The organism is Candidatus Cloacimonadota bacterium (assembly GCA_034661015.1).
Classification (GTDB): domain Bacteria; phylum Cloacimonadota; class Cloacimonadia; order JGIOTU-2; family JGIOTU-2; genus JAYEKN01.
This window is the reverse complement of record JAYEKN010000160.1, coordinates 1-14,394: the sequence shown is the minus strand read 5'-3', so window position 1 is coordinate 14,394 and position 14,394 is coordinate 1. Positions and strand designations below refer to the sequence as shown.

10 protein-coding genes are annotated in these 14,394 nt (G+C 35.4%); 4 read left to right on the top strand and 6 right to left on the bottom strand.

What is annotated here, in order from left to right; translation table 11 throughout:
• Positions 1-113 precede the first annotated feature (113 nt).
• Positions 114-953: a phosphatidate cytidylyltransferase gene (locus U9P79_06280; GenBank protein MEA2104230.1), complete on the bottom strand. Its 840-nt coding sequence runs from the start codon at positions 951-953 to the stop codon at positions 114-116.
• Positions 954-970: 17 nt separating this feature from the next.
• Positions 971-1,723, bottom strand: a complete 753-nt coding sequence (locus tag U9P79_06275; protein ID MEA2104229.1) for an isoprenyl transferase — start codon at positions 1,721-1,723, stop codon at positions 971-973.
• A 238-nt stretch (positions 1,724-1,961) separates the two neighbouring features.
• Here U9P79_06275 and U9P79_06270 point away from each other — a divergent pair, with 238 nt between their 5' ends.
• Positions 1,962-3,041 carry a PIN-like domain-containing protein gene (locus U9P79_06270; protein ID MEA2104228.1) on the top strand — a complete coding sequence of 360 codons (1,080 nt, stop codon included), beginning with the start codon at positions 1,962-1,964 and terminating at the stop codon, positions 3,039-3,041.
• Between the two features lie 41 nt (positions 3,042-3,082).
• Here the strand turns inward: U9P79_06270 and U9P79_06265 are convergent, their stop codons facing one another.
• The 4 genes from U9P79_06265 to U9P79_06250 are packed head-to-tail and all read right to left on the bottom strand — an operon-like array spanning position 3,083 to position 8,765.
• The gene (locus U9P79_06265) at positions 3,083-4,876 is read right to left on the bottom strand and encodes a right-handed parallel beta-helix repeat-containing protein (GenBank protein ID MEA2104227.1); all 1,794 of its coding nucleotides are present in this window, start codon (positions 4,874-4,876) and stop codon (positions 3,083-3,085) included.
• Between the two features lie 54 nt (positions 4,877-4,930).
• Entirely contained in the window at positions 4,931-6,772 is a 1,842-nt protein-coding gene (locus U9P79_06260) for a hypothetical protein (protein ID MEA2104226.1), read from the bottom strand.
• 46 nt (positions 6,773-6,818) lie between these two features.
• Positions 6,819-8,315 (bottom strand): sugar transferase, encoded by a 1,497-nt coding sequence (locus U9P79_06255; protein ID MEA2104225.1) that lies wholly within the window; start codon positions 8,313-8,315, stop codon positions 6,819-6,821.
• 18 nt (positions 8,316-8,333) lie between these two features.
• Positions 8,334-8,765 carry a hypothetical protein gene (locus U9P79_06250; GenBank protein MEA2104224.1) on the bottom strand — a complete coding sequence of 144 codons (432 nt, stop codon included), beginning with the start codon at positions 8,763-8,765 and terminating at the stop codon, positions 8,334-8,336.
• Between the two features lie 210 nt (positions 8,766-8,975).
• Between U9P79_06250 and U9P79_06245 the strand changes: the two genes are divergently transcribed.
• From U9P79_06245 to queA, 3 genes are all read left to right on the top strand, one after another.
• Positions 8,976-11,846 (top strand): helicase C-terminal domain-containing protein, encoded by a 2,871-nt coding sequence (locus tag U9P79_06245; protein ID MEA2104223.1) that lies wholly within the window; start codon positions 8,976-8,978, stop codon positions 11,844-11,846.
• Positions 11,847-11,913: 67 nt separating this feature from the next.
• A complete protein-coding gene (locus U9P79_06240; protein MEA2104222.1) occupies positions 11,914-12,693 on the top strand; it encodes a DUF3108 domain-containing protein in 780 nt (259 codons plus the stop codon).
• Positions 12,694-12,865: 172 nt separating this feature from the next.
• Positions 12,866-14,044 carry a tRNA preQ1(34) S-adenosylmethionine ribosyltransferase-isomerase QueA gene (gene queA, locus U9P79_06235; GenBank protein ID MEA2104221.1) on the top strand — a complete coding sequence of 393 codons (1,179 nt, stop codon included), beginning with the start codon at positions 12,866-12,868 and terminating at the stop codon, positions 14,042-14,044.
• Positions 14,045-14,394: the final 350 nt, after the last annotated feature.

Genomic DNA, 14,394 nt, shown 5'->3' with positions numbered 1-14,394 from the left:
GGACTCATTCATTTAAACCCAAAACAAGAAAAATAGCTACAATTAAATCAAAATGAATACTTTACAAGCTCCTAACAATACCCATTTGTTTAGATTGGATTGTATGTGTTTCGCTAAAAGAAATTTCTGATAAAAATAAAATAAACGTATAAAAAAGTGGCTGAAATTAGCAAACTATCGTATCTGTCAAGAATACCGCCGTGTCCGGGAATAAGATTGGAAGAATCTTTTACTTGTAAATCTCGTTTCAGGATGGATTCCATTAAATCACCCAATTGACCAAATACACCGACAACAATTCCATAGGCTATGATATCTTGCCATTTTTCGAGGATAGGATAACTAAATATTAAGGTGAAAAGCAGATTAATTAAATATGCAAAAATGAACGCAGATCCAAATCCGGCAAGAAATCCTTCAATGGACTTCTTCTTACTGGCTTCAAAAATTTTTCTATGCTTTCCAAATTTTACACCCACAAAATATGCCATCGTGTCTGTAAGCCAAATTAGAGCCAGAAGGAGTAAAAGGTAAAGGTTCCCCATGTGCCGCGAAGTCCCAAGTTCTGATATAAGAAACATAAACTCTATGAGCAAAGGGAAATACAGAAGGCAAAAAACACCCACAGAAACTCGTTTCAATGAATTTTGAGTATTGCCGCTGAAAATATCACGAGAAATAAATATCACTATCAGAAAGATGAAAATAAAAATAATGTGATGCAACCCGAAAAAAAAGACATACCAATTAATTACTACGGTAGCGATCACAAGTAAAGGAAAGGGGAGTTCGATATTTTTATGGCGTTGTAGAAGATTACAAAATTCCCTTATGCCAAGCACGGAAACAATGGTAAGCATGATTTGTAAATAAATTCCACCAAACCATGCACATACAAGCATAATTGGTCCATAAACAAGGGCGCTAATGGTACGGATAGCTAAAGAGCTCATAGAATATTCCTTTTTATTTAAAGCCAAGTTTGTTTTTTAATTCCACCGAAACGGCGTTGACGATTTTGAAAATCAATAATCGCAGTTAGAAATTCTTCCGAAGAAAAATCGGGCCAGAGGGTTTCCGTGAACCAAAATTCCGAGTAAGCGGATTGCCATGTAAGGAAATTGCTTAGACGGATTTCGCCACTGGTGCGTAGTATTAATTCCGGATCGGGAAATTTATTAGTGTAGAGATATTTTGAAAATTCCGTTTCGGTTATCTTATCAATTTTTTCTTCTAAGATGCGATTCAAAGCTTCTATTATTTCGTTCCTTCCACCATAGTTAACGGCAAGGATAAGGTTCAAACCAGTGTTGTTTTTAGTTATTTCATAAGCACGTTTGATTTTGTTTTGAAATGATTTTCCGAGTCCTTTTGTAGAACCGATGAAATGAACAATTACATTATTTTTGTTCAGTTCTTCAATTTCTTTCATCAAAGTGTTTTGGATAAGATTGATTACGAAATTGGCTTCTTTTTGGGGACGCCTCCAATTTTCAGTAGAAAATGCATAAAGAGTTAAATGTTTTATTTCAAGATGCCCTGCGGTATTCAATATTCGGCGAACAGTTTCCACTCCTTCCATGTGCCCCTTTATACGAGGAAGATTGTGTTGTTTCGCCCATCTGCCATTCCCATCCATAATAATTGCCACATGTTCGGGTATGTTCCCTTTTTTTACATCTTCAATCAATTCTTCTTTTGAAATATTTTCGACATTTTCCATAACACCGATTGAGTTTGCTAAGCGATGAATTTTGCTGTCAATAAAATGAAAAATGAAATGCGAATTTTTCGCTATTACTGGAGAAAAAATACAATTGGCGAATATTGCAAACAAGCCAAAAACTGCAAATATTACGTTTTTTATGTGAATTGCTGGACACAATCGGTAAGGTGTTTATTTTTTAGGAAAAACTGATTGTGTAAAATAACAAAAAGAAATTTAAACTGGAGATTTTTAAATGAAAAACAGTTTTCCAGGATATTATCAACCAACTGAAACAGAGCTTCGCCGACTTTGGGACAATTCTATCGTGGTTCTCGAATCGAATGTGTTGCTGAATCTGTATAGATATTCTGCAGAAACCAATGCAGAAATTATTCAGAATTTAGAGCAATTATCAGACAGATTGTGGATTCCCTATAACGAAGCAAAGCAATATCATGAGAAAAGGATTGAGGTAATCGAAGGTCAAGAGGAATCGTATATTGACTTACAAAAATTTTTGAATGAAGTACAAGATGACTTAAAAGATCGCTTACTTTCTGATAATCACTCCTTTCTTGCAGACCAGTTGATAGATAAGGTAATAAAAATATTTTCTGATATCAGAACTAAACTCGGAGATAATAAAGAAGAATACCTTTCACTGTTTGAGAATGATGAGTTGAAAGCTACAATTTCCGAACTGCTGAGCAGAAAAGTTGGAGCACGTTACACGGATGAACAACTTGAGGAAATTTATAAAAAGGGAGTGGGACGAACAAAAAAGGGGATGCCACCTGGGATAATCCCAAACGAAAAATTTGATGCTAAAAAATATCACGACCTGATAGTTTGGATGCAAATCATGGATAAAGCCAAAGCCACTTATAAGCCCATATTAATGCTTACGGACAAGACAACAACAAATTGGTGGCTTACATTTAAAGATAAAAAAATCGGACCGCGTCCCGAACTTGTTGAAGAAATGCGAAATTCAGCTAATGTAGAATTTTATATGTATAGAATTGACCCGTTTATGAAGAATAGTCAGAAATATCTTAATTTTGAGGTGAAACCCGCTGCCATTGAAGAAATTCAGAAGTTTAGGCTCAGAGATGAGAAGCGAATAAATACCAGAGACATGCTTGCTCATAAATTGAGGAACCAACGTGAAACTGTTTTGGAATTGTCGCAAGAATTGGAAGATATGGCAAATAAGACAGAATTATTTAGTTTGCTGGATGTTTCCAACGCTATCAATAAGTATAAAAGTGCAAATAAACCCGAAGAACCCACCATAAAGAAATCTGAAGTGAATAAAATTTCGGAAGAATAGGGCGATTCTTTTTACAATTCGAAAAAAGCAGAAATAGTTTTTTATTTTTCCCGGAAACAACCAAAATGGGGAGATGTATCACCAAATTCCAAACATCCGATATCCGGTGATGATCCTATAAAGTTATCGGTAATATTCGGCACTATAATTCCACTATTTACAGACCGAGCATTTTGGGATAATTTACATTTGATTCCCGCGGTTTTATAAGTTTTATTTTCGATCGGGCGGGATAGATTAGCAAACTCATTATAATCAACCATAATCCCATGCAATTCATTACCGGTCTCGTTATAAAATTCCTGCAGATTGGAATATCTTCCCCACGATTTCCGATTATCGCTACTCCATTTAATTAAATATTTTGCATTTGGTATTTTATAATAGCCGTTATAATCCAAAAAAGTTCTTGAATCCGGTGAGCCGGATGCAAAAGCATAGGATTGGATTCCCAAAAAAAGATTATTCATAATTTTTGCATTCTGCCAAATGGGATCTGACCAAAATGCTTTTTGAGAACTAATAAAAGTATTGTTGAAGATGAAAAGCCCGGAAGGCCAATTGTGAAGTTTGAGAGGAATCCGAGAATTATAGACAAAGTTTCGGAAAATATAGGCGGGACCGCCGTAAATAGGTTGGGTACTTATTCCCACGTGAGAATTCATTATTTGATTATTCCATGCTCTAATATTATGATATCCAAAATCTAACTCCATACAATCATCCGCAGCATTATATAATTTATTATTATAAAAATCAATACACATATTTAAGGGGTTTTCCCATGTTCCCGGCGAATCAAGGTTATGAATTGTGAGGCAATCCCAAAAATCGTGAATTGTATTATAACAAACAATATGCCTTGTTCCTTGAACCACGATTCCGGTAGGAGTGGAATATTCTTGCTTTACGTTATCTCGCTCGAACCACTTTTTTACTCTTCCTTCAATAAGATTGTTGGAAATTAACCAATTTTTCGATTGGGCAAAAGAAATAATTCCGTAGTGAACGTCGTAAATATGGCAGTTTTTTACAACCAACCCGTTTGAACCGTTTGCTTTGATGGCTGTATGAGCATTGCGGAGAGTTAGATTTTCGAAATGAATATAATCTTGTCCCGGCAGTGTAAATAATTTTCCATCTGTCCCATTTCCATCAAAAATAACTTTCTCTCTATCTGTTCCGCGAATTATGATGGGATAATTTTTGCACCCGCTTTTTTCAATTTCATAATTTCCCGAATATATTCCGGGATGAACCAAGATTAAAGTTCCCGGGTATGAAGATTCTATTGCAAGTGTGAGAGAATGAAAACTCGGGCTTTTCTCGGTAAAACGATAATTTTGCGGGTAGAGATGAATAATTTGATCCGGAGAAAATTCTGTTTGGGGTTGCAAGGTGGAAACCTGAATGATTTTTTCAGCATATCCACCATCTGGATCGCTCAGCACAAAGCTGGCATCATAGCTCGTGTTTGCTCGAAGATTAAGAATACTTCCCGCAAAAAGATTCCCCGTTTTAAAACTTTCAAAATCTTTATTAACAACATCCTCATCAATCCTCAATAACGGTAGGGCTACTTTCCATTCGACAGTACCAATTTCTCTGTATTTAACTACGACTGTTGCGTTTGCGTTACTGTCTCCGGTAATTATCCATCTGAAACCGAGACAGTGGAAAGTGGGAGGATCTATTAAGAATTCCTCGGCAACTACTTTTTTTTGTGCAAAACAGTTGGTTGTAAGAAATAAAATAACTATAAAATAAATGAAGTACTTTATATGAAAAGGGAAAAGAGAGAAGGGAGAAGTTAAAATCCCTTCTTTATTGTCCATTTTTACTTTTAAGTGTAATGTTTTTTTTATTACATTGAGTTGGCTCATACTTATTTAAATATGTGGTTTTGAAATGAGTTTTAAAAAAATAAGACCAAAAATTATAATCCAAAGAAAGATCATCGGAACCAAAATAGCAGCACTCATCCTTGCCCCACCTTGTTTTAGGTCACCCCCTACCATTCGTTTACTCTGTGGTTGAGTATGACCCGCGGAACTTTTATTATTCGAGCTTGAAGAAAACATTGCAGGCGTTCTGATCTTTAGTGAGGACAAATAATTTGGGGACGAACCGGATGAACCACTACCCACTCTTCGGTAATTCGGGTTATATGCTTGCGGATGATAGACTGGTTGCGAAACAAATCGTGGACCAAGTCCAAGTCCGGTTGATCCTCCTGACGGTTCATATTGATGTCCGTAACGCGCTAACCATCCGGGAGCAATTGCTTTACCAAAACGACCGTAATATCGAACAAAAGGTCTAACCGGATGTATTCCGGGATTCAATTCCACCGTCCTTCCCGTAAGTTCTGTAACTGATTTTCTTGTAACTGATTCCACAGATTTAAAATACCAATCACGCTTTTTCTCTAAGGGGACAAAAAAATTGTTCCGGTAATTTTGATCAAAAGATGATAATCTCCAATTATGCCAACTTTTTGATGAAGCTTTCGAGGGATTCAAAAAATTTGAAGCAGAACTGGCCGAAGTTATGGTCGGCTCAATTTCTTCGCTTAGTCTCATAACCCACAAATCCGTTTTTGAAGTTATTCTAGAATAAGTAGTGCCGATAACAAAGAAGTTACTATCGTGGGATTCAACGATAAAATTAGCTGTATTTTTTCCGAATCCTGCAAACTCTTTGCTATAAACACTAACTCCTTTATTATTAAGTTTCATCACCCAAAAATTATGATCATTATTAATATCCGGTTTTGTTGTTCCGCAAATAGCGAATCCATCATCGGATGTATAAGTTATGGAAGTAGCAGCATCTATCCCGAATCCTCCGAAACTTTTATTCCATACGGTTTCACCATTTTTATTAAGTTTTAATACCCAAAAATCTTCTTTGTCGGTTTGATCGGAAAGCATTTTGCCACAGATTGTATAGCCTTTGTCATGCATCTGGAAAATTCTAGTAGCCTGATCAAAATGATAACCACCGATTAATCTATCCCATTGCATAGAGCCGTTCTTAGTTAATTTTATTAACCAAAAGTCAGAATCATTATCAGCCAATTTTTTTTCACCGCATATTGCAAAGCCACCATCATAAGTTTCGATCAATGAGTATGCTTTTTCAGAAAATTCCGATCCATACTCATCCCTCCACTCCACATTCCCCTTTGCATTTAATTTGAGCAGAAAAAAATTATCTTGTTTAGAATCATCAACCCACATTTCACCACAAAGAGCGTATCCCCCATCCTGTGTGCTTATAACGCTGTGTGCGCTAGCGTTTTTCCCAAGTGTAAAAACTTTATTCCATTCCTGAATACCTCTAAAATTAGTTTTCATAACCCAGATTTTACTTGGAGAATTTTTTTTCTCCCTATTTTCACCACAAGCGATATATCCATTATCCGCAGTTTGAATAACACTATTTATTTTATCGTATCCCGGAGCATTGAAACTTCTGTTCCATTCTGCCATACCTCGGAAATTAATCTTCATCAACCAAAAATCAGTTTTATACAAATCATCTGTGGTAACTTCTCCACATATTATACATCCGTTATCTTTGGTAGGGGAAGCATAACTCAAATCGTTGTTTTCAAAATTATTGTATAATTTTTGCCAATCAACTGTTATGTTTACGAGTTGTCCATAAAGGAGATTGGCGGAAAGTAAAATTATAATTATGATACAAAGACGTATTAATATTTTCATAGGATAATAAGTAATCTGAATAAAATTTTATCTAATTGCGAAAAGTCTAATATACGTTTCGTTGAAGGATAACATTAATTATTGTATGGTAAATTATTTTCAGATCAAACATTAGTGACCAGTGCTCGATATAATAAAGGTCATACGTGAGCTTTTCCGAAGGTTCGGTAGAAAGTGCTGCCCGTCCGTTTACTTGTGCCCAGCCGGTTATGCCGGGGAGTACCACCAACCTTTCATCCCAATTTGAAATTTCCTTAACAAATTTTTGATGAAAATACGGTCTCTCCGGTCTGGGACCGATTAAAGACATATCACCCTTAAAAATATTCAAAAGTTGAGGAAGTTCGTCCAAAGAACTGCGGCGAAGAAATGCCCCAAACGGCGTAATCTTGTTTGAATTTACATCCATTGTCATAGTTGGTCCGGAATCATGCTCAGCATCAGTAATCATTGTTCGATATTTGTAAACATAAAACGTGTTAAGCGGGAAATCTGTTTCGTCATGAGAGGGATTTTCGTGTTTATCCTGTAACTCATCAAAGGAAGGTTCGGAAGTTCTACCGACTCTTAATTGCTTATAAAAAATAGGACCTGGAGAGGTAAATTTGATAATTAAGGCAATAATTAAAAACACTGGAGAAAGCAGAATAATTAGAGGAACGCTAACAACAATATCGAAAAGACGCTTAATAAAACTTTTCCATCTGTCAAACGAAGCACGATAAATATTTATCAGAGGAACACCGTCCATATCATCAAAATCAAGGGTGCCCTTATTGAATTGATATCTTGAGGGGGTAAATCTTAGTGTTATGTCATGCTTTTTGCAATAAGATATAACATCATCCATATAGTTAAAATTTATATCAATGGTTACGAATAATGCTTCAGCTTTGTTTTCCCGAAGAACTTCTTTATATATAGAAATAGAGCCTAATAATTTAAAACTGGATTTAAGATGAAAATTTAATTTTTCAGGTTGGTGGCTTGCAATCGTACCTATATAATTAAAACCGAGATCAGGATACAATAGCATTTTTTCTGCAATACTTTGCCCCATAGATTCGGCTCCGATTATAACAGCCTTTTTATTTTTTGAATGTTTTTTTTTCCAAAAAGTGTATAATTTATTCAAAAACAATCTGGAAAAAAACATTAAAATGAAAGCAGTTAAAGCAGCATAAACGATAACATAGCGAGATTGTGGTAGAGATTGAAAAATAAATGTGAAAGACAGGGTTTGCATAGTAGCTATTGCAATACCAATGAAAATAGCCCTTATCTCATTTATTCTGGCGAGCGGACCAAACCTTTTTTTGTATGTCCCTGAAATGATAAAAGCAATCAGCCAAATTACAATTAATAGCCAAATGATATTTAAATAAATATCCACATACATGTGTTCATAGTGTTGGGCATCACTAAATGGAAATTGATATTGAAATTTAATTTTGAAGCCAATGATGAAACTAAACCCAATTATAAAAATATCGGAAATGAATTTGATGATCGGGAAATATGAACTCAGCGTTTGGTTTTTCATGTTTGCTTGAATTATTTATTATGAATGAATTGGATTATGGGTTTTGTAAAATTCTTCAATTGCTAAAACGAGGTCTTCTTTGGAGGTTACCACCTGACGGATAATATTACGCAATTCTGTTTTAGCAATCTCATAAGAGAAATTCTCTTTTTCATGCAGTTTTTTTAATGTAAGATAGAAATCAGCGGTAACGCGCTTTACATCATTGTCCCAAAGAATTATATCAAATCCGATGTAAGAGTAATTTTTTACCAGATTATCAGCGTCTAATACATCCAAATTTCTCTCTAAACTTACAAGATCAGTTACTTCTTTGGGCTGTTTGTGGTCTTCAATCTTCTTAATAATTCCCCTGTTAATATCCATTTCAAATGCACAAATTTTGCTGATACTCTTGATCTGGGGAATTAAAATCGTTTCCCCGTTTGGTAACGTAAATGTTGCTGCCATAAGAATTGGTTCCTTTCTAAGTTGAACTAATAAAATAAACACTAAAAGCATGACGTCAATATTAATAAAAAAATAATTCGTCTCTAAAACATAATTCACACCTATAATAAGTCCGGAAATCGTTCATTCATGCAACCGAATACCTTGACTACTCGGAGCACATATAATTTTTTATAACAAATATATAAAAAAATCAGGTAATAATATAAAATGGAAAAATACTCAAGCGGAAAACCGCAATTTGACTTTATCGCTGTAGATGTCGAAACTACAGGACTAAACCCGAAGTATGACAAGATTATTGAAATTGGTGCTGCCAAATTCAAAGACAATCAATTCGTGGAAAAATTTCAGTCATTCATAAATATTAAGAAAAAATTACCTGCCAATATAAAAACTTTGACTAATATTTCCGATGAGAATTTGGAAACTGCTCCCTTTGTTGACGAAGTGATGGCTGATTTTATTGATTTTATCGGTGATGAAAAATTGTGTTTCCATAACGCTTCTTTTGACATGGGTTTTATCAATCATACTCTGGAAAAATTATCTTTGGCTTCTTTATTTAACAATTATTTTGATACATTAGAAATTTCGCGAATTTTTACTCCCCACCGCAAATCACATTCTTTAGACAAATTATGTGAATATTTCCAAATTGAAAATCCACAAGCACATCGAGCTGATAACGATGCAAAAGTAACCGGACAGCTTTTCGCCAAACTTATCGAATATATTTGTGAAAATTTTGAAGCAAACCTGATTGCTTCCATAGATTCTGCTACTTCTTTGGCAGAAATTCCAACCTTACTAAAAGAATTTACGGCAAGTATTCAATCATATCTGACCAAATCTGCATTTCAAAGGCAAAAGAAAATTGGAAAAGCAACTCATCTTTTTCCCATCACAAATTGCATCTCAAATCTGGATAATTCAGAAAAAAAACTCGCCGGTTTCACAATTGATGATATTGTGGGGCACTTTGAAAAAGATGGCTCATTTCCAAGCAAGTTTGACCAATATGAGTTTCGTCAGGGACAGATAGATATGGCAACTTATGTAGGTGAAGCTTTTGATGACGGGAAAACCTTGATCGTTGAAGCAGGAACCGGCGTGGGGAAATCATTCGCATATCTTATTCCCGCAATTCTGTTTTCTAAGTTTTCCGAGCGGAAAGTTGTTATATCCACTAATACAAAAAATTTGCAAGAACAATTATTTTACAAAGATATTCCCACTTTGCAGCAAGTTGCGGAACTTACCTTCGACGCTGTTTTGCTTAAAGGCAGAAGAAATTATCTCTGTCTGCGAAAATGGGATAATATTCTCAAAAACACCTCCAAATATCTAAATTTTTACGAAAAGAGGCAATTGTTAAATCTCTTTATCTGGGCAGCTCATACAAATACCGGGGATATCGAAGAAAATCATTCATTCCATGCCGGAAATAGCAGTTTGTGGAGTAAAATCGCCTCGGACGGAACTTCGTGTTACGGAAGAAATTGCCCGTTTTATCATCAGTGTTTCACGATGAATATTCGCAAAAAAGCAGAGAGAACAAATCTTGTAATAATTAACCATGCACTTTTGATAGCGGATGCGGTTTCGGACAACTCGGTCATCGGCAGCTATGAGCATCTTGTCATTGACGAGGCACACAATCTTCCTCATACAGCAGCAGTGCACTTTGGCTTTTCTGTGGGATTGCAAGATATTTATTCAATAACAAAAAAAATTTTAACAACAGGTGAATTCCAATATGGCATATCCACAACCATAAAAACCAATACGGTAAAAAGCACAATTGCCGATGGGAAAAAAAATATCTTAAAGGGACTGGTGGAAGAATGGACTGCTCCTCTTGATGAGCTTGAGGAAGATTCCAAAACATTTTTTTCTCTATTAAACAAACTGGTAATTGAGCAAGGTAATTATGGTAAATTGCGTTTTAAAAATCTAAATATCTTCAAACCTCATAAAGACTTAGTGGAGAATATAAATACGAAACTTGCATATATCCGAAAACATTCCAGCAAAATATTGAATTTTTTCGATGATTCCATTGCAGATATTTTTCCAAACTTTGAAGCAATAACATCAGATTTAGATGGTTTGCGCCAACTTATTCTCGAACTTCAAGATAAATTTAAACATCTTTTTGTACCTGATTTCGAGGATTTTGCTTTTTGGTTGGAAACATCGGATAGAAAATATAACCCTGAATATTTTCCGCGACTATACATCGTTTGCGCTCCCATTGAAGTTAATAATGACCTGTTTGAATATTTTTGGTCAAAAATGGAAACAACAATAATCACTTCTGCAACGCTTGCCATTCGCTCCGAATTCAAATTTTATAAGCACCTGACCGGCTTGGATATGATGAAACCGGAATCTCTAATGGAATTTATCGCCTCCTCTCCCTTTGATTATGAAAAACAGATGAGAGTCATAATTCCGAGTTTTTTACCCAGCCCCAAAGACCGATTTTTTTCTTCTCAGGCAATTTCTCTTATTGAGGAAATTTTATCCGCTCATGCTCGTGGAACACTTGTCCTTTTCACTTCTTATAAAGATTTGGACTTGGCTTATGAGTCTTTGGCAAAATCCACCACTGCCAACAACATAACATTATTAGCACAAGGCAAAACAGGATCGCGAACCGGAATTTTGGAAGCTTTTCGGAAGGAAGAAAATTCGGTTTTACTTGGAACCAAAAGTTTTTGGGAAGGTGTGGATGTGAAAGGAAAATCACTGGAAATTCTGATTTTATACAGACTTCCATTTCTGGTACCAAAAGACCCTCTGGTAGAGGCATCTCTCGAAAAAATAGAAAAAGCGGGAAAGAATTCCTTCATGCATTATTCTCTTCCAATATCCCTTTTGCATTTCAAACAAGGCTTCGGGAGATTGATTCGCAATAAAACCGATAATGGAGTAATTGTTATTCTCGATAATAGAATCATTACAAAAAGGTACGGATCATATTACCAAAAAGTTATGCCGGTGAAAGCATACAAACCGGATTCAGACATTTCTCTTGTTGATCATATTACGAATTGGTTTGAGCAGAAAATTTGAGTAACTCGCTCATCCCGGATTGAGAGTTCTCTAATAAATTCTCAAAATTATTTATAAAGGAAAAAAATTGAAAAAAATAATTTATATTTCTATAATTCTGTTAGCGCTAATATTTCACAATACACTCACCGGTAGTGCGATAAAAGAAAATTCGCTTCCATTTCAGATGGGAGAAAAACTTGTTTTTAGCGTTGATTTCGGCATATTGAATGGCGGAAAATATACAATGTCAATTCAGAACGGAGAATCATTGGGAGGAAAATCGGTTTATACTATTACTTCAGAAGCAAACACAAATTCAGTTTTCGATGTGATTTATAAGGTGCGAGATGTAATGAGATCTTATTGGGATCAGGATGATTTATTTTCCCTGCGATATGTGAAGCGAATTTCCGAAGGTGGGTGGCAGCAATATCGAGTTCAATATTTTTTTCCTTCAGATACTACCGCCTATGATGTGAAGTATAAAAAAGGCAAACCAGTCAGGGAGAAGTTCCAAGCACTTCCCTTTCCTCAAGATGAACTTTCCATATTCTATTTTATGCGATGCCAAAAATTGGAGATTGGTGATTCTCTTCATGCGAATATTATTGCCAGCGGAGAAGCATATAGAACCCGCATTGATATCATTGGCAGAGAAAAAATGAAAACGATCTTCGGAAAAATTGATTGCATAAAGGTGAAGCCATTTCTAAAATATATTATAAAAGATAACGTTGAATTTTTCGTTTGGTTTACAGATGATGAATACAAAATACCGGTAAAGTTAATGGTTAAAGTAAAATATGGGAAATTTACTTTCAACCTGAAAGATGCGGAAAATGTGGGCTTGAAAATTGTGGATTAGATGTGCAAAAATCTATGAATAGGACGCAGATAAACCAACCCACAACCCCGTTTGTCTGCTTGGATAGCACGCAGATGAATGTGATAAACAACATCACTCAGAAAAAACGGATTTACGCATGATAAAAATTAAAATGACTAGGGAAATCTTGAGTTAATCCGCAGGCTGGCGGATTGACTTAAGTTTTTCCAATATAACGCTAATTAATTTTATAGAAATTTCTTACGGAGGTAACAGGATAGTCACAAAAATTAATTATACAAATAATAATGTCCGTGTTCATCAGTTCAATCAGTGTTTATCAGCGTCGAATACATCAGCACCGAATCAATTATCCGATTATGATTATAATTTACCTGAAAAATTGATCGCTCAACATCCTGCATCAAACAGAGTGGAGTCTCGCTTAATGGTTTTGGATAGAAATTCTGGTGAAATTATCCTTGATTATTTTTACAATATTCTGAAATATTTGGATGAATCCTATTTGATGGTTGTAAATGAAACTGAAGTTATTCCCGCTCGTTTATATGGGAAAAAACCTACCGGTGGGAAAGCAGAAGTTCTATTACTAACTCAAATTTCAGAGAAAAAGTGGAAATGTTTGGTAAAACCCGGGATAAGGCTTAAAGTAGGGAGCCGAATAATTTTTGAAGATGGAATTTTAGCATGCCAAATAATCAAACACTTGGAGCGAGGTGAGCGAATAGTCGAATTTGATTTTAGGGGAGATTTTTTTTCTATTCTTGAAAAAATCGGAAATATTCCGCTTCCGCCGTATATCAAAAGGCAAGTGAATGAAGCAGATGCCAAAAGATACCAAACTGTTTTTGCAAAAACAAAAGGTTCGGTTGCAGCTCCCACTGCCGGTTTGCATTTCGATGAAAACCTGCTTGCAAAAATGCATGCCAAAGGAATAGAAAAAACATCAGTTGATCTGAAAATCGGGCTGGACACTTTTCGTCCCGTAGAAGTGGAAAATATTTTAGATCATAAAATGCATAGTGAATTATGTGAAATTACAGGCGAAAACGCCAAAGCGATGAACTCTGCCAAAATGGGCGGGAAGAAAATTCTTGCGGTGGGAACTACTGCTGTGAGGACTTTGGAAAGTTTTTCTGAAAGAGGAAAAATTGTAGCCGGTGAAAAATGGACCGATATTTTTATTTATCCCGGATATGAATTTAAGTTTGTAGATGCACTTCTAACAAATTTCCATTTACCAAAATCCACTTTGCTTATGCTTGTTTCTGCTTTTGCCGGTTATGATTTGATTATGAAGGCTTATAAAAAAGCAGTGAAAGAAAAGTTTCGATTTTTTAGTTACGGGGATGCAATGCTTATTTTGTAGGTAGTGTAAATTTAAGTGCATTTAAGAATTCAGATAAATCTCGTGGCAATTCAGCTCAAATCCTGCTTTGAGATTAATTAGTGTCCATCAGCAAACTCGCAATTTTGCAATGATTCTCCGAATGTGATTCGACGCAGATAAACACTGATTATGCTGATGAACCACTGTTGAATAATAAAACACAAAGCATTCAACGGGGCAGGCGCTGATATTACACTTTTTACAAAAAAATTTTATCTTGCGAAAATCGGTTTTTTTCAGTGTTCATCTGCGTCGAATCCCTACTTTGCGGATGGACTCTAATTATAGTCTTTCCGTAAAGTACTATTTTTCGACCTCACCCCGACCCT

Excerpts from the sequence above, each read along its gene's own strand:
- U9P79_06280 (MEA2104230.1), bottom strand. The coding sequence starts at position 953 with ATGAGCTCTTTAGCTATCCGTACCATTAGCGCCCTTGTTTATGGACCA.
- U9P79_06275 (MEA2104229.1), bottom strand. The coding sequence starts at position 1,723 with ATGGAAAATGTCGAAAATATTTCAAAAGAAGAATTGATTGAAGATGTA.
- U9P79_06270 (MEA2104228.1), top strand. The coding sequence starts at position 1,962 with ATGAAAAACAGTTTTCCAGGATATTATCAACCAACTGAAACAGAGCTT.
- U9P79_06265 (MEA2104227.1), bottom strand. The coding sequence starts at position 4,876 with ATGGACAATAAAGAAGGGATTTTAACTTCTCCCTTCTCTCTTTTCCCT.
- U9P79_06260 (MEA2104226.1), bottom strand. The coding sequence starts at position 6,772 with ATGAAAATATTAATACGTCTTTGTATCATAATTATAATTTTACTTTCC.
- U9P79_06255 (MEA2104225.1), bottom strand. The coding sequence starts at position 8,315 with ATGAAAAACCAAACGCTGAGTTCATATTTCCCGATCATCAAATTCATT.
- U9P79_06250 (MEA2104224.1), bottom strand. The coding sequence starts at position 8,765 with ATGGCAGCAACATTTACGTTACCAAACGGGGAAACGATTTTAATTCCC.
- U9P79_06245 (MEA2104223.1), top strand. The coding sequence starts at position 8,976 with ATGGAAAAATACTCAAGCGGAAAACCGCAATTTGACTTTATCGCTGTA.